This window comes from Nonomuraea sp. NPDC050733 (assembly GCF_040654215.1).
Lineage (GTDB): Bacteria > Actinomycetota > Actinomycetes > Streptosporangiales > Streptosporangiaceae > Nonomuraea.
Genome location: NZ_JBFAHO010000046.1, coordinates 25,951 through 42,305, shown reverse-complemented (window position 1 = coordinate 42,305; position 16,355 = coordinate 25,951). Strand labels below are relative to the sequence as shown.

Sequence of the window (16,355 nt, the reverse complement as noted above, 5' to 3'; positions counted from 1 at the left end):
CGGCTTGCATGTGCCGGGTTGCACGGTCTAGGCATGAACAAGGGGCCATTCACCGCCAGCGTCACCGTCGTCGTCCCCGCGATGAACGAGGCCGACAACCTGCCACATGTGTTCGCGACCCTGCCTGCCTGGATCGACGAGGTCGTCCTCGTCGACGGCAACTCCAGCGACGACACCGTCGCCGTGGCCCGCCGGCTGCGCCCTGACCTCCGGGTGGTCACCCAGACCGGACGGGGCAAGGGCAACGCCCTCATCGAGGGCTTCGCGGCGGCCGGCGGCGACATCATCGTCATGATCGACGCTGACGGCTCCACCGACGGGCGGGAGATCTTCTCCTTCGTCGCCGCCCTGGAGGACGGGGCCGACTTCGCCAAGGGCTCCCGGTACGCCCCGGGCGGCGGCTCCGACGACATCAGCCCGCTGCGCTCCCTGGGCAACCGGGCGCTGACCGGGCTGACCAACTGGCTGTACGGCACCCGCTACACCGACCTGTGCTACGGCTACAACGCCTTCTGGGCCCGGCACCTGGACGCGATGGCGCTCGACTGCGACGGTTTCGAGATCGAGACGCTCATGAACGTCCGCGCCGCCCAGGCCGGCCTGGCCATCGCCGAGGTCCCCAGCCACGAGCGCAGCCGCATCCACGGCGAGAGCAACCTGCACGCGGTCCGCGACGGCTGGCGGGTGCTCAGGACGATCGTGCGCGAGCGCTTCCGCGGCGCGGCCACTCCCCGGACCCAGGTGGCGCTCGCGAAGTAGCGTCGCCGAGCGCGACCGGGGCCGGTGGCGCCCGCGGCGACGAGGGTGACATCCTCGAACGCATGCGTTACATCGTCATAGGAGCGGGAGCGGTCGGCGGCACCATCGGGGCCCGCCTCTTCCAGGGCGGCCACGAGGTGCTGCTGATCGCGCGGGGCGGCCACTACGAGGCACTCAGGACCGGCGGGCTGCGCCTGATCACCCCCCAGTCCGACGAGACCCTCCCCATACCCGCCGCCGACGGCCCCGTTCCCACCCGCGACGACGACGTGCTGATCGTCGCTACCAAGTCGCAGGACACGGTCGCCGCGCTGGACCCCTGGCCGCGGCACCTGCCGGTGGTCTGCGCCCAGAACGGCGTCGAGAACGAGCGGACCGTGCTGCGCAGGTTCGAGCGCGTCTACGGCATGTGCGTGTGGCTGCCCGCCCTGCACCTGGAGCCCGGCACGGTCGCCGCCTACGGCCATCCCCACTCGGGCCTCCTGCACGTGGGCCGCTATCCCCAGGGTGTGGACGACCTTACCCGCCAGATGGTCGCCGACCTGACCAAGGGCGGCCTCGTCGCCCTGGCCCAGACCGACGTGATGCGCTGGAAGCACGGCAAGCTGATCGGCAACCTGGGCAACGCCGTCGAGGCCCTGTGCGGTCACCAGCCCGGCGTCGACGCGGTGTACGAGCGGGCCCGCGCCGAGGGCGCCGCGGTGCTGAAGGAGGCGGGCATCCCCTTCAGCAGTGAGGAGGAGGAGCGCGAGCTGCGCGGCCACCTGGTCGACCTGCTGCCCATCGACGGGGTCACCCGCGGCGGCGGCTCGTCCTGGCAGAGCCTCGCCCGCTCCAGCGGCTCCATCGAGACCGACTACCTCAACGGCGAGATCGTCCTGCTCGGCCGCGACCACGGCCTGCCCACCCCGGTCAACGAGGTGCTCCAGCTCGAAAGCGGCCGCTACGCGCGCGAGAAGCTCCCGCCCGGGTCGATGCCGGTGGAGCGGCTGACCGCCCTCATCGACGAGCGTTCCGCAGCCGTAGCCCGCTGAACCCGAGCGTGCTGGACGCCACCTCGTCCCAGAACGGCCAGAGCCGGTCGAGGACGCGGAGCTGGATCCCGGCCCGCTCATGCAGCTCCAGCAGATCGCCCACGGGCTCAGGAGGGCCCAGGGGCTCCACCGGAACCCGCGCGACCACGGCGCTGGGCGGGTCGCCGATGGGCGCGAACGGCTCGGCCGGCAGCCGGTACGCGTACAGGCGCGTCTCCATGATCGTGCGCAGCCAGCCGTACTCGACGGCGTGGACCCGGTCGCCGCAGCCGGCGCCGATGACCCGCTCGGCGTCGGCGTCGGTGGTGCCCGGGACGCGCCAGGCCATCGCCCGGGGGCACTGGCGCGGGAACCAGTAGTCGGGGCAGCGCTCGGGACCGACCGCCCAGACGTACGGCTCGGAGAGCGCCGACGTGGGCGCGACGTGCGGCACGAACCGCTCGATGGCCGGGTCCTCGGAGAAGTGCAGCACCTGTCCTGGATCGGGTCTCATGAACGCCATCATGGCCTCAAACCCCTGCCGCATCGCTCCTGCGCGGCATACCGGGGCCGCTGAGGGGCAGGGGAGACTCGCTCAGACGACAAGGGGTGAGTTCGGATGACCTTTCTTGGGCTGGTCCTGGTCCTGCTCGCCGGTGGTGCCGTCATCCTGGTGGCCACCGAGGAGACGTCCAGGTACATCTTGTTCGGTTACACGTTAGAGCCCGATCATGTTCAGATGTTCGTGGCCGGAGCCGTCACCACCGCGGTGCTGCTCCTGGGCATAGCGCTGATGGTGGCGGGCACGCGCAGGTCCGCGCGGAAGCGCCGGCAGATGCGCAGCGCCCGCGCGCAGACCTCCGACCGGGTCGCCCGGCTGGAGGACGAGAAGCGGGAGCTGGAGCGCCGCCTGGAGAGCGAGCGCGCCGCCGAGGACCGCGTCGCCGCCGAGCGCGCGAGCGCCGACCGTAGCGCGGCGGACCATGCCGCCTCCGGCAGCCCGGCCGCGGAGCGGGCGGAAGAGGACCGCGACACCGCTCCCTTCCCCCGCGACGGCGCGGGCCGGGTGCCGGCGTACACGGAGGCGCGGGCGCACGGCCCCGCTCACGCGCGGATGCCGGGCGACCGCCTGGTGGCACGCGGCCCCGAGGACACGCTGCCCTGACCGGGAACGGCCTTCCCGAGCGGCACGTGCCTCGAAGGACACGACGGGCCGTGGCGCGGCGTCCAGGACGCCCCGCCGCGGCCCGACGCCGTGAGGCCGGAGAAACCCCCCCGAAGAGGTGTACTCTGCGAGGCGATCTCACCATGCCTCCGGAGGTCGCATGCCCCCCACACGTGGCCGTCCCATCGCGCTCAAGCTGCTGGTCCTGCTGCTCGTCCCGCTCACCTCGCTCGTGGGCCTGTGGGCGTTCGCCGCGTCGCTGACCGGCGGCGACGGACTTCGCCTACTCCAGATCAACGAGCTGGTCACGAACCTGTCCGACCCCGCCGAGCAGATCAACGTGCAGCTCCAGAACGAGCGCCTGGCCTCGGTGGAGTACCTCACCAGCAGGCAGGGCCACCAGCGCCTGACCACCCAGCGGGCGCTCACCGACCGGACCGTGGCCACGTTCCGGCAGCTCGCCGGCCGCGAGCGCGGCCTGTCGCCGCAGATGGCCACCCAGCTCACCGCCCTGTACGGCGAGCTCGGCAACCTGGACAAGCTGCGCCGCAGGGTCGACGGCTCGGACGCCGCGCCGCTCCAGGTGATCGACGGCTACAGCCGGATCGTGGACGCCGCGTTCCGCATGCTCGACGCCATGGTGCTGGTGCCGGAGCAGTCGCTCTACCGGCAGGCCAGGGCCGTGACCATGCTCGGCGAGGCCAAGGACATCCTGTCCCGGGAGCGCGCGGTCATCGTCGTGGTGCTGGCGCGGGGCCGGATCACCAAGGCCGAGCGTGAGGCGTTCATCGGCATGGTCGCCACCCGCCGCCTCCTCTACACGGAGGCGCTCTCCCACCTCGACGGGAAGCTGCGCGGGCCCTACGACAAGCTGGTGGCCTCCCCCGCGTACCAGGAGTTCCTGAAGGCGGAGGACGCCATCCGCGGGCAGGCCGCGACGAACGGGCTGCCCGCCTCGGCGGCCACGTGGCCCGTCGACGGCGCCAACCTGTGGGGCGCGACCGAGCGCGACCACTCCCGGGCCGTGCAGGGCTTCGTGCGGCGCGTCACGCCCGCCGCCAACGGCATCCTCACCAAGATCGGCGTGGCGGGCGGCGCGGGCCTGCTCGCGGTCGTCGCCTCGATCCTGCTCTCGCTGCGCTTCCGCCGCCGGCTGGGCCAGGAGCTGGCCGGCCTGCGTGACGCGGCGACGGAGCTGGCCGAGGTGCGGCTCGCCGGACTGGTCAAGCGGCTGCGCGACGGCGGCGGCGATCCCACGCCCGAGGAGCTGGCGCCACTGGAGGTCAAGGCGGAGACGGCGGAGGTGCGGGACATCGTCACGGCGTTCAACAGCGTGCAGCGCACCGCCGTCGAGGCGGCCGTGGACCAGGCACGGCTGCGGCACGGCGTCAGCCACGTGTTCGTCAACCTGGCCCGGCGCAACCAGACGCTGCTGCACCGCCAGCTCATCCAGCTCGACAGCATGGAGCGCCACACGGAGCAGCCGGAGATCCTGGCCGACCTGTTCAAGCTGGACCACCTCACGACCCGCATGCGCAGGCACGCCGAAAGCCTCATCATCCTGTCGGACCAGGCGCCGGGGCGCGGCTGGCGCAACCCGGTCCCGCTCATGGACGTGCTGCGGGCCGCCGTGGCCGAGGTGGAGGAGTACCCGCGGGTGGAGGTGCTGCAGCCGCCGCAGGTGTCCGTGCTGGGCGGCGCGGTCACCGACGTCGCGCACCTGGTGGCCGAGCTGGTGGAGAACGCCACGCTGTTCTCGCCGCCGCAGACGCGCGTGGACGTCCGCTCCACGCTCACTCCGCACGGGGTCACGGTCGAGATCGAGGACCGCGGGCTCGGGCTCGCGCGCGGCGAGCTGGACGAGCTGAACGCCCGGCTGGAGGAGGTGCCGGAGTTCGACCTGGCGCAGAGCGACCGGCTCGGGCTGTTCGTCGTGAGCCGGCTGGCGGCCCGGCACGGCATCCGGGTCAGGCTCGGGGCCTCACCGTACGGGGGGCTGACCGCGATGGTCGCGCTGCCCGCGTCGATCCTGTCCGGCCAGCCGGCCATGGCCGGTCACTGACCCGGCCCCGGACGTCACGCCGGGGCCGGAGGGGTCACAGCCGGACGAACGGGTCCGCGAAGTGGGCCGTGGCCAGGACCGCGCGGTCGGCGCGCAGCCCGTCGAGCACCCTGGCGCGCGTGACCGCAGCCTGCTCCTGGTCGTCGTCGTAGACGTAACGCACGGAGGGGTCGGCGAGCTGCGCCGGGTGGAGCACCAGGTCGCCTGTCATGGCGACCTCGCCGACCCGGGCGATCTGGTGGCCCGGCGTGTGGCCGGGGGTCAGGTGGACCCGCACGCCCGGCGCGGCCTCCGTGTCGCCCTCGACCACGTGCAGCAGGTCCTTCAGGGGCGTGATCACCTGATCCAGCAGCTGCCCGCCGGCCACGTCGAGCTCGGCGCGCTGGAGGACGTGGCGGGCGTTGGCGAACACGGGTGTGCCGTCGTCGTCGACCGCGCCGCCGGCGTGGTCGCTGTGCAGGTGGGTCAGGATCACGGTGCCGACGTCGGCGGGCGAGACGCCCGCCGCGGCCAGCTCACCGGTCAGCGAGCCGGGCACCGGCGCCCAACTGGACGCCGGTGAGCCCGCGGCGCCGATGCCGGTGTCGACGAGCGTGAGCCGGTCGGCCGGGTCGCGGATCAGGAAGCAGTGGAAGTGGAGGGTCCACGGCTCTTCGGGGAGGTCGGCTCCCGGGAACATCTCGGCCATCGGGCGGAGGATGCTCGCGCCCATGGGGCCGACCGCGTCGCAGAGGGGCGTGACCTCGACGCCCGAGACGATGAGGGGCTGGTGTGGCACCAGCCCAGCCTAGGCGGCGACGGGCGTGCGCGGCACGTACTCGTTGTCGAGGTCGGCGGCGTAGACCGTGCGGCGGCAGTGCGCGCACCGGTACATGATCGGGCCCTCGTCGAGCTCGTGGTGGCACTGAGGGCAACAGGTGCTGGTCTTCATGGGATCCCCCTTGGAATGCTGCTCGCCTACAGGAAAACCTGGCCGGATTGCAGGAGCCCTGCAGCACGCTTGACACGATGCCGCGGCACGGCCGGGCGTTCCAGGTCGTCGTACGCGCCGCCTGTGCGTCGTTCGACGGCCTCGGTGTCGTTCGACGGCGTCGCGAGAAGAACATTGTTACGGCCGCGCAGGTCGTCCGGCGTGCTACGACACGAGAACAGCCCGGGAATAGCCCATGAGGGCTAGGCGTTGCATGGCTCAGAACGTGTGATACGTTCCGATTGGCGTTGAGCTACCGCTCCGCCGGTGTCTTCTCCGCGAACCGCCCTCTTTCGCCGGGCCGGATCGCTTCCATCCCACCCCGCCGGGTCGCACGGCGTTCTCCGTGTACGAGCCCTGGCGCCGGCGTGTGCCGGACCCCTGTCCGGCCTGCCCTTGAAAGGGGCCCCATCATGTCTGTTTCCACCCTTCCCCAGCAGCGTTCCGTCCCCCAGCAGCGTTCCGGCGCACCCGTACGGCAGGTCACCGGCCTGCTCGACCTGCGGGAGCGCGGCGCTTTCATCCGCGCCGGGCACGTGCCCGGCCCCGACGACGTCCGCGTCCTCCCGGACCGGGCCCGGCAGCTCGGCCTGCGCCACGGCGACCATGTCGCCGCCTCCGTCGCGGGCGGCAAGCTGGTGAGCGTCGAGTCGGTCAACGGCGCCGCCGAGTGGCGCGACCGGCCGGCCTTCGCCGACCTGACCCCCGTGCACCCGTCCGAGCGGCTGCGCCTCGAGACCGAGTCGCTCACCACCCGGGTGATCGACCTGTTCGCGCCGATCGGCAAGGGCCAGCGCGGGCTCATCGTGGCCCCGCCGAAGGCCGGCAAGACCATGGTCCTGCAGGCCCTGGCCGCCGCCGTCGCCCGCAACCACCCGGAGGTCCACCTCATGGTGGTCCTCGTCGGTGAGCGGCCCGAGGAGGTCACCGAGATGCGCGCCTCGATCCGCGGCGAGGTCTTCTCCTCGACCTTCGACCACCCCGACCGCGACCACGCCGCCGTCGCGGAGCTGGCCGTCGAGCGCGCCAAGCGGCTCGTGGAGGCCGGCCGGGACGTCGTCCTGCTGCTCGACTCGCTGACGCGGCTCGGGCGCGCCTACAACAACCTGGCGCCCGGCGGCGGGCGCGTCCTCACCGGCGGCATCGACGCCTCCGCGCTCTACCCGCCCAAGCGCTTCTTCGGCGCCGCCCGCAACGTGGAGGAGGGCGGCTCCCTCACGATCCTCGCGACCGCGCTCGTGGACACGGGCTCGCGCATGGACAACAGCCTGTACGAGGAGTTCAAGGGCACCGGCAACATGGAGCTCCACCTGGCCAGGGACCTGGCCGAGCGCCGCCTGTACCCGGCCGTGGACCTGGAGGCGTCCGGGACGCGGCGGGAGGAGCTCCTGCTGCCCGCCGGCGAGCTGCAGGTCGTGTGGCGGCTGCGCCGCATGCTGGCCGCGCTCGACCGCAGCCAGGGGCTGGAGCTGCTGATCGGCAAGCTCCGCGAGACGACGAGCAACGCCGGCTTCCTCCACGCGGCGGCCGTCTGACCCCTCCCCTCTGCGGCGGCCCCAGCGAGCAGCCGGAAGAATAGCGACATGCTCGCTGACATCATCGAATTTCTGGCCTGCCCTATTTGCCGGAAAACGGTGACCATTGACCGGGGTGCCGTCCGATGCGGCGACGGGCACGCGTTCGACATCGCCAAGCAGGGATACGTGAGCCTGCTCGTGGGATCACGCGTACCGGGGACGGCCGACAGCGCCGAGATGGTCGCCGCACGTGCGGATTTCTTGAGCAATGGACATTTCGCGCCGCTTGTCGAAGCTGTCGTCGAATGTGTGGATATGCGGATTACGGTGGGCCGTGAGAGCGCAGGAACGGCGATTCGTGAGAAAAGCTTCGCTGAGCCGGAGGACGGGGCGGTCGCGAAGGCGTACGGTGGTCCCGGAGTGGATCCCGGTCACCGGGCGGAGCCGGTCGGGCAGGAGCCCGGCGACGCGCCGAGGCCGGTGATCGTGGACGCCGGAGCGGGCACCGGGCACTACCTGGCAAGCGTGCTCCAGGCGGTCGACAGAAGCATCGGAGTGGCCTTCGATGTGTCCAAGCACGCCGTCCGACGGGCGGCGCGAGCGCATCCGAGGCTGGGAGCGTTCGTGGCCGACGTGTGGCGGCCGCTGCCCATCCGGAGCGGGGTGGCCGACGTGGTGATGGATGTCTTCGCGCCCAGGAACTCGGCGGAGTTCCTGCGTGTCCTGCGGCCCGGCGGCGCCGTGGTCGTCGTCACGCCCGCGCCCGCGCATCTCAGCCCGCTCGTCGAGGAGCTGGGGCTGCTCTCCGTCGACGAGGACAAGGAGCGGCGGTTGGCGCGGGGCATGGAGGGGTTCGCCGAGGTGGATCGGCGCTCCATCACGTTCGACATGGAGCTGGACCGCGACGGCGTGGCCGAGGTCGTGCGGATGGGCCCGAGCGCGTGGCACACGGACCCCGCGGAGCTGGATGAACGAATCGCCGCATATTTCGCGCGCGGCACCGGGACGACAGGGGCCGCGTCGGGAGCTGCGGGGAATGGGCGAAAAGTGGTGACGCGGGCCGCCTTTCACCTGTCCGTCTTCGAGGCGGCGTCGAAGTCAAGGACCATTCCTTGACGGACCTGTGGGACGGATGTTGCTGGTGAGGCATTTAACCCGAAATTCCCCCACATTCGGCGAGTATTTCCGCGATACAGGAGCAATACTGGACGGCAACCCGTGGCCGGAGGCGGGCGGCAGAGGGAGGGGGCGCGCCGGATGAAGGCCGAGGAACGCTGGCAGGCCAGGTTCCGAGCGTCGCGCATGACGCTGCCGATCTGGGCACGCCAGGCACCGAGCAGGTCCGTCTACCGCTCCAACGCCACCGGCACCTGGGAGGTCTACACCTGGGACCGCGCCAACGGCGCCACCCGGCAGGTCACCGAGCGGCCCAAGGGCACCGCCCACGCCACCGTCGACCCCACCGGCCAGTGGGTCTACTGGTTCGCCGACACCGAGGGCGACGAGTTCGGCGTGTGGTGGCGGCAGCCGTTCAACGGCGGCCCCAGCGAGCTCGTGGCGCCGGACCTTCCGCCCGGCCAGCCGGGCGGCATCGCGCTGTCCACCACCGGCTTCGCCGCGATCAGCCTCGCCAGCGAGGGCACCTTCCGCATCCATCTCGTACGGCCCGGCGAGCCCTCCCACCTGCTCTACGAGCACCCCGAGGCCGCCTGGGTGGCGGACATGTCCCTCGACGGCGAGCTCATCGCCATCAACCACGGCGAGTACGGCGACTTCCGGCATCCGGCGCTCCGCGTGGTGCGCCAGAGCGGCGAGACGGTCCGGGAGCTGTACGACGGGCCGGGCAAGGGCGTGATCGGCCTCCGCTTCGCCCCCGTGGCCGGTGACCGCCGGCTGCTCGCCCTGCACGAACGCCGCCACCGTCAGGAGCCCCTGGTCTGGGACCCGGTGACCGGCGAGCAGCGCGAGATCTGGCTGCGCGACTCGGGGGACCTGACCGCCGAGTGGTACCACGACGGGCGGGGCCTGCTGATCCTGCGCGACAACCGGGCACGCACGTACCTCCACCGCTACGACCTCGGAGGCGGCGGCCTGACGCCGATCGAGACGCCGCACGGCGTGATCGAGGAGGCCGCGCCGCGCCCCGCCGGTCACGTCGAGTACTCCTGGTCGAGCGCGTCCCGCCCGCCGGTCATCAAGTCGACCAACGGCCAGGTCGTGATCAACGCCGGCGGCCCCGCCGCGCCGCCCAGCGTGCCCGTGGAGGACCTCGACATCACCGGCCCCGGCGGCCGGATCCACGCGCTGGTCTCCCGGCCCGAGCACGGCGGCGGGCCGTTCCCGACCATCTTCATGCTGCACGGCGGCCCCACCGCGCACGACCGCGACGCCTTCTCCCCCGAGGTCGCGGCGTGGGTGGACGCCGGGTTCGCCGTGGTGCGGGTCAACTACCGCGGCTCCACCGGCTACGGCTCGGCCTGGCGCGACGCCCTGCGGGGCGACGTCGGCCACATCGAGTTACAGGACGTGGCGGCCGTCCGGGAGACGGTGGTCGAGCGCGGCGTCGCCGACCCCGACCGGATCCTGCTGAGCGGCACCGCGTGGGGCGGCTACCTCACCCTGCTCGGCCTCGGCACCCAGCCGGGACTGTGGGCCGCTGGCATCGCGGCCGTCCCGATCGCCTGCCACCAGACCTCGTACGAGGACGAGGCCGAGAGCCTGCGCGCCTACCACCGCGCGCTGCTCGGCGGCTCGCCCGACGAGCAGCCCGAGCGCTACGCCGCCAGCTCCCCCATCACCTACGTGGACCGGGTGGAGAGCCCGGTGCTCATCCTGGCCGGCGAGAACGACACGCGCTGCCCGCTGCGCCAGATCAAGAAGTACGTGGCCAAGCTGGCCGAGCACGGGCGGCCGTACGAGGTCTACACCTACGACGCCGTGCGGGGGTCGCTGGTGGTGGCCGAGCGGATCGCGCAGATGAGCCTGCAACTGGAGTTCGCCCGCAAGCACCTGCGCCACTGACCGGCCGGCCCCCGGGCGCTGCGGCTCAGCGGGCGCGCAGGACCACGATGGCGAGGTCGTCGGCGCTCGGCTCGACGGCGAAGTCGGCGACCCCCCGGCGGATCCGCTCCGCGACCGCCCGCGCCGACAGGCCCGCGCACTCGGCCAGCAGCTTCGCCAGGCCGCCGTCGTCGTCGAGCAGGCGGTCGCCGCAGCGGCGCTCGGTGACGCCGTCCGTGACCGCGAGCAGCACGTCGCCGTGGTCGAGGTGCATGGTGTCGGCCTCGAACACCACCTCGGGGAAGACCCCCAGCAGCGACTGAGGGGTGGTCACCGACTCGACCTCGCCGTTGGCCTTGAGGCGCAGCGCCTCGGGATGGCCGGCCGACACCATCCGGATCTCCAGGCCCGTCTCCACCGGCGTGATGTCGCCGTGCAGCAGGGTCAGGAACCTGGCCCGCTCCCCCTCCTCCAGGATCGCCTGGTTGAGCCGGCCCAGCACGGCGGCCACGCCGTACCCCTCGCGGGCGAGCAGCCGCAGCGTGTGGCGCGCCAGGCCCGTCACCGCCGCCGCCTCGGGGCCGGTGCCGCACACGTCGCCGATCGCGAACCGCCACGAGTCGTCGCCGGCCTTGAACAGGTCGTAGAAGTCGCCGCCGACCTCGTTGACCTCGCCGGCCGCCTCATAGATGACGCCGTAGTCGAGGCCGGGCACCTCCGGCTCGTTGGGCGGCAGCAGGCTGCGCTGGAGCGCCCGGTTGGCGGCGGCCTGCTGCGCGTACAGGCGGGCGTTGTCCATGGCCAGGGCAGCGCGCCTGCCGATGTCCTCGGCGAGCTGGATGACCTCGTCCGGGAAGCGGTCGGAGCGGCCCAGGCACATCACGCCGAGGCTCCGCCCGCGGGCGGTCAGCGGGACCGTGAGCACCTGGGAGTCGCCCACGTGCAGGATGGACGGCTGCGTGCCGGCCGAGTCGACGTCCACGCCGTCCAGCTCCTGACGCAGGCCGTCGATGCGGGCCTCGTCGGCGTGCCAGACGTAGACGAGGCGCATGGGCCCGGTCGCGTTGTCGGCGGTGTAGACGGCGCACCAGCTCGACAGTCTGGGCACCACGACCTGGGCGACGATGGCGGGCACCATGTCGGGGTTGAGCGTGCCCGCGAGCAGGTCGCTCGCGTCGGCCAGGAACCCCAGCCAGTGCGGTCCCCGCGAGCTTTCCGACGGGCGATCGGATACGACTGTTTCCGTGGAGCCGGGTAGCGTGAGACGTGCCCAGTGGACGTGCCCATCCCGAGAGAAGGTGATCCCCCATTCCGCCACCACCGCAGCGGGCGCCTTCGGATCACCTTGCGGGGCGTTGCGCTGCTTCAGCTCCACCTGCACGGCGTCGCCGAAGTGCTTCCACACGACCTCGAACGGCTCGTCGACCACCTGCTCCGCCAGATCGCCGGTGACCTGCTCGGCCGTGTTCAGCAGCGCGCCGCCGACGGCCCAGGCGGTCATCACCTCGCGCGTGAACCGCATCGCGGCCGGCACGGCGGTCTCGCCGGGCGCGAATGTGGCGGCCAGCACGGCCTGAGGAGAAGCAGTCATCCCAACGTGCCTACCACACTTCCCGCTGACTTGGGGTAAATCCAAGGACAGGACTACGGGCTACACAACGTGACAGACTTGAACCACTCAAGCGGCACCCCGCGCGTCAAGGAGGGCCTATGACCACGGTCAGGACCGCACCTGTATCTGAGGAGAAGGTCTACAGCGAGGCCGATCTCGTCCCGATCCTGGAGACGCTGTTCTCCTGGCGAGACGGCGACTTCCGGCGGCGTGTGCCCCACGCCAAGCCGGGGATCCTCAGTGAGGTCCGGTTGCTCCTCAACGAGGTGGCCGATCGCCGTGAGCACCTGGCGAACGAGCTGACGCGGGTGCGCAAGGAGATCGTCAAGGAGGGCCGCTTCGGCGAGCGGCTGACGCCGGGGCCCGGTGTGGGCGCCTGGTCCGAGGGCGTCGAGTCGGTGAACATGCTGATCGAGGCCCTGGTGAGCCCGGTCAGCGGCGCGGCCGACGTGATCGACGCCGTGGCCAAGGGTGACCTGTCGCGGCGCATCGACCTCGACCGGTCGGCCCGCGGCGAGGTGCGCCGCCTGGGCAAGGCGATCAACGGCATGGTCGAGCAGCTCGCCCTGTTCAACTCCGAGGTGACCAGGGTGGCGCGCGAGGCGGGCACCGAGGGCCGGCTGGGCGGCAGCGCCAATCTGCGCGGCATGTCGGGCAGCTGGCGCGACCTGACCGAGGCCGTGAACACGATGTCGTCGCGGGTGGCCGCGCAGGTGCGCGACATCGCCGTGGTGACCACCGCCGTGGCCAGGGGCGACCTGAGCCGCAAGGTGACGGTCGACGCCGTGGGTGAGATGTTCGAGCTGAAGAACACCGTCAACACCATGGTGGACCAGCTCTCCGGGTTCGCCGAGGAGGTCACCCGGGTGGCCCGCGAGGTGGGCACCGAGGGCCAGCTCGGCGGCCAGGCGCAGGTGACAGGCGTGTCGGGCGTGTGGAAGGACCTCACCGACAACGTCAACTTCATGGCCAACAACCTCACCAGCCAGGTGCGCAGCATCGCCACCGTGGCGACCGCGGTGGCCCAGGGCAACCTGTCGAAGAAGATCACCGTTGACGCGCAGGGCGAGATCCTCCAGCTCAAGGACACTCTGAACACGATGGTGGACCAGCTCTCCTCGTTCGCCGACGAGGTGACCCGCGTCGCCCGGGAGGTGGGCACCGAGGGCAAGCTGGGCGGCCGGGCCGAGGTGAAGGGCGTGTCGGGCGTCTGGAAGGACCTCACCGACAACGTCAACTCGATGGCCAACAACCTGACGTACCAGGTGCGCAACATCGCCCAGGTGACCACCGCGGTCGCCAACGGCGACCTGACCCGCAAGATCGACGTCGACGCCCAGGGCGAGATCCTGGAGCTCAAGTCGACGATGAACACGATGGTGGACCAGCTCTCGTCGTTCGCCTCCGAGGTGACCCGCGTGGCCCGGGAGGTGGGCACCGAGGGCCAGCTCGGCGGGCAGGCGCAGGTCCGCGGCGTGTCGGGCGTCTGGAAGGACCTCACCGACAACGTCAACTCGATGGCCAACAACCTGACCTCCCAGGTGCGGCAGATCGCGGCCGTGTCGTCGGCCGTGGCCCAGGGCAACCTGTCGAAGAAGATCACCGTTGACGCGCAGGGCGAGATCCTCCAGCTCAAGGACACTCTGAACACGATGGTGGACCAGCTCTCGTCGTTCGCCGACGAGGTGACCCGCGTGGCCCGCGAGGTGGGCACGCAGGGGCAGCTCGGCGGGCAGGCGCGGGTCCAGGGCGTGTCGGGCGTCTGGAAGGACCTCACCGACAACGTCAACTTCATGGCAAACAACCTGACGTACCAGGTGCGCAACATCGCCGAGGTGACCACCGCGGTCGCCAACGGCGACCTGACCCGCAAGATCGACGTGGACGCGCAGGGCGAGATCCTCGCCCTGAAGACCACCATCAACCGGATGGTCGACCAGCTCTCGTCGTTCGCCTCCGAGGTGACCCGCGTGGCCCGCGAGGTGGGCTCGGAGGGCCAGCTCGGCGGCCAGGCCCGGGTGGAGGGCGTCGAGGGCACGTGGAAGCGCCTCACCGAGAGCGTCAACGAGCTGGCCGGCAACCTGACCACGCAGGTGCGCGCCATCGCCACCGTGACCAGCGCCGTGGCCCGCGGCGACCTGACCCGCTCGATCGCCGTCGAGGCCCAGGGCGAGCTGGCCGAGCTCAAGGACAACATCAACTCCATGGTGGCCAACCTGCGTGAGACCACGCAGGCCAACCAGGAGCAGGACTGGCTCAAGTCCAACCTGGCCCGCATCTCGCGGCTCATGCAGGGCCACCGCGACCTGTTCGAGGTGGCCAAGCTGACGATGAGCGAGCTGACGCCGCTCGTCTCCGCCCGCTACGGCGCCTTCTACAGCGTCGATCCCGAGGGCGACCACGAGCTGCTGCTGATCGGCGGCTACGGCGTGCGGCCCGACCGCGGCCCGCGCCAGCGCTTCGCCGTCGGCGAGGGCATCGTCGGCCAGGCCGCCGCCGAGGGCCGGCACATCGTGCTCGACGACGTGCCGCCCGGCTACATCACGATCGACAGCGGCCTCAGCTCCTCGACGCCGGCGCAGATCGTGGTGCTGCCGATCCTGTTCGAGAACCGCGTGCTGGGTGTCCTGGAGCTGGCCTCGTTCACGCCGTTCGGCGAGGTGCACCTCGACTTCCTGACGCAGCTCGTCGAGACCATCGGCGTCACGATGAACACGATCATCGCCAACTCCCGCACCGAGGACCTGCTGACCGAGTCGCAGCGGCTCACCCGAGAGCTCCAGGAGCGCTCGGACGAGCTCCAGCGCCAGCAGGAGGAGCTGCGCCGCTCCAACGCCGAGCTGGAGGACAAGGCGGCGCTGCTGGCCAAGCAGAACCGCGCGATCGAGATCCAGAACTTCCAGATCGAGCAGGCCCGCCGCACGCTGGAGGAGCGGGCCGAGCAGCTCGCCGTGTCCTCGCGCTACAAGTCCGAGTTCCTGGCGAACATGTCGCACGAGCTGCGCACGCCGCTCAACAGCCTGCTGGTGCTGGCCAAGCTGCTGACGGAGAACGCCGAGGGCAACCTGACGCCGCAGCAGGTCGAGTTCGCCCGCACGATCCACGGGGCCGGCTCGGCGCTGCTCCAGCTCATCAACGACATGCTCGACCTGTCCAAGGTCGAGGCGGGCCGGATGGACATCCACCCGATCCAGGTGTCGCTGCCGAAGATGGTGGACCTGCTGGAGGCCGCCTTCGCGCCGCTGGCCGCCGACAAGGGGCTGGCGTTCACCGTGGACGTGGCCGAGGACGTGCCGAGGGAGCTGCTGGCCGACGAGCAGCGCCTGCAGCAGGTGCTGCGCAACCTGCTGTCCAACGCGGTGAAGTTCACCCCCAAGGGCGAGGTCAGGCTGCGGGTCGCGGTCGCGCCGCCCGGCGTGGTGTTCGACGACGAGACGCTGCGCGAGGCCCCGGACCTGCTGGCGTTCCAGGTGGTCGACACCGGCATCGGCATCGCGCCGGACAAGCGGGAGCTGATCTTCGAGGCGTTCCGGCAGGCCGACGGCACCACCAGCCGCAAGTACGGCGGCACGGGCCTGGGCCTGGCGATCTGCCGCGACATCGCCCGGCTGCTGGGCGGCGAGATCCACGTGGACAGCGAGCTCGGCAAGGGCAGCACGTTCACGCTGTACCTGCCGGCCTCCTACAGCGGCCCGCTGGCCGCCGCCGAGGGCGACGCGACCCGCCGGCAGCTCATGACCACCCCGGTCGAGGAGCCGGCGCCGGAGCCCCCGATGCCGATCGAGCTGCCGGAGCTGGTCGAGACGCCGTCGGAGACGCCGCAGTGGCAGGGCGAGGACCCGCTCAACGGCGCGAAGATCCTCATCGTGGACGACGACATCCGCAACGTGTTCGCGCTGACCAGCGTGCTGGAGCGGCACGGCTCGACGGTCGTCTACGCCGAGAACGGGCGCGAGGGCATCGAGCAGCTCGAACGCAACGAGGACGTCGCGCTGGTCCTGATGGACATCATGATGCCGGAGATGGACGGCTGGGCCACGACGTCGGCCATCCGCCGGATGCCGCAGTTCGCCGATCTGCCGATCATCGCGTTGACCGCTAAGGTCATGCGGGGCGATCGTGAGAAGAGCATCGCCTCGGGCGCGTCCGACTACGTGCCCAAGCCGGTCGACGTGGACCGTCTGCTCGAACGACTGCGCGGTTGGCTCAGCCGTGGGCGGGTGTCCACCACCACGGACTCAGCCGAAGGGGCGTGAT

At 71.5% G+C, this 16,355-nt stretch carries 12 protein-coding genes; 8 read left to right on the top strand and 4 right to left on the bottom strand.

Going from position 1 to position 16,355, the window contains the following annotated elements; genetic code table 11:
* Window positions 1-33: 33 nt before the first annotated feature.
* Complete coding sequence (locus tag AB0H64_RS39150; protein ID WP_310707356.1) at window positions 34-759, top strand: glycosyltransferase family 2 protein; 726 nt, start codon at window positions 34-36, stop codon at window positions 757-759.
* Window positions 760-821: 62 nt separating this feature from the next.
* Window positions 822-1,793, top strand: coding sequence for a 2-dehydropantoate 2-reductase N-terminal domain-containing protein (locus tag AB0H64_RS39145; protein ID WP_357635298.1), 972 nt, complete (start codon window positions 822-824; stop codon window positions 1,791-1,793).
* On the opposite strand, the gene AB0H64_RS39140 is transcribed toward AB0H64_RS39145, so the two are convergent.
* Window positions 1,759-2,286 (bottom strand): DUF6886 family protein, encoded by a 528-nt coding sequence (locus AB0H64_RS39140; RefSeq protein ID WP_357635296.1) that lies wholly within the window; start codon window positions 2,284-2,286, stop codon window positions 1,759-1,761. The genes AB0H64_RS39145 and AB0H64_RS39140 overlap by 35 nt on opposite strands.
* 105 nt (window positions 2,287-2,391) lie before the next feature.
* Between AB0H64_RS39140 and AB0H64_RS39135 the strand changes: the two genes are divergently transcribed.
* Window positions 2,392-2,937: a hypothetical protein gene (locus AB0H64_RS39135; protein WP_357635293.1), complete on the top strand. Its 546-nt coding sequence runs from the start codon at window positions 2,392-2,394 to the stop codon at window positions 2,935-2,937.
* Between the two features lie 160 nt (window positions 2,938-3,097).
* Window positions 3,098-4,999: a nitrate- and nitrite sensing domain-containing protein gene (locus AB0H64_RS39130; protein ID WP_357635290.1), complete on the top strand. Its 1,902-nt coding sequence runs from the start codon at window positions 3,098-3,100 to the stop codon at window positions 4,997-4,999.
* Between the two features lie 34 nt (window positions 5,000-5,033).
* On the opposite strand, the gene AB0H64_RS39125 is transcribed toward AB0H64_RS39130, so the two are convergent.
* Together AB0H64_RS39125 and AB0H64_RS39120 are read right to left on the bottom strand one after the other, a co-directional pair.
* Window positions 5,034-5,777 carry an MBL fold metallo-hydrolase gene (locus AB0H64_RS39125; protein WP_357635287.1) on the bottom strand — a complete coding sequence of 248 codons (744 nt, stop codon included), beginning with the start codon at window positions 5,775-5,777 and terminating at the stop codon, window positions 5,034-5,036.
* Window positions 5,778-5,786: 9 nt separating this feature from the next.
* The gene (locus AB0H64_RS39120) at window positions 5,787-5,930 is read right to left on the bottom strand and encodes a hypothetical protein (protein ID WP_310707366.1); all 144 of its coding nucleotides are present in this window, start codon (window positions 5,928-5,930) and stop codon (window positions 5,787-5,789) included.
* Window positions 5,931-6,382: 452 nt separating this feature from the next.
* Between AB0H64_RS39120 and rho the strand changes: the two genes are divergently transcribed.
* The 3 genes from rho to AB0H64_RS39105 all read left to right on the top strand — a co-directional run bounded on the left by rho (window position 6,383) and on the right by AB0H64_RS39105 (window position 10,507).
* Window positions 6,383-7,504: a transcription termination factor Rho gene (gene rho, locus AB0H64_RS39115; RefSeq protein WP_357635283.1), complete on the top strand. Its 1,122-nt coding sequence runs from the start codon at window positions 6,383-6,385 to the stop codon at window positions 7,502-7,504.
* Between the two features lie 48 nt (window positions 7,505-7,552).
* Entirely contained in the window at window positions 7,553-8,602 is a 1,050-nt protein-coding gene (locus tag AB0H64_RS39110; protein WP_357635281.1) for a putative RNA methyltransferase, read from the top strand.
* Between the two features lie 141 nt (window positions 8,603-8,743).
* Entirely contained in the window at window positions 8,744-10,507 is a 1,764-nt protein-coding gene (locus AB0H64_RS39105) for a prolyl oligopeptidase family serine peptidase (RefSeq protein ID WP_357635278.1), read from the top strand.
* A gap of 25 nt (window positions 10,508-10,532) precedes the next feature.
* On the opposite strand, the gene AB0H64_RS39100 is transcribed toward AB0H64_RS39105, so the two are convergent.
* Window positions 10,533-12,077 carry a GAF domain-containing SpoIIE family protein phosphatase gene (locus AB0H64_RS39100; protein WP_357635275.1) on the bottom strand — a complete coding sequence of 515 codons (1,545 nt, stop codon included), beginning with the start codon at window positions 12,075-12,077 and terminating at the stop codon, window positions 10,533-10,535.
* A 119-nt stretch (window positions 12,078-12,196) separates the two neighbouring features.
* Between AB0H64_RS39100 and AB0H64_RS39095 the strand changes: the two genes are divergently transcribed.
* On the top strand, window positions 12,197-16,354 hold the full coding sequence (locus AB0H64_RS39095; RefSeq protein WP_357635272.1) for a HAMP domain-containing protein: 4,158 nt from the start codon (window positions 12,197-12,199) through the stop codon (window positions 16,352-16,354).
* Window position 16,355 lies beyond the last annotated feature (1 nt).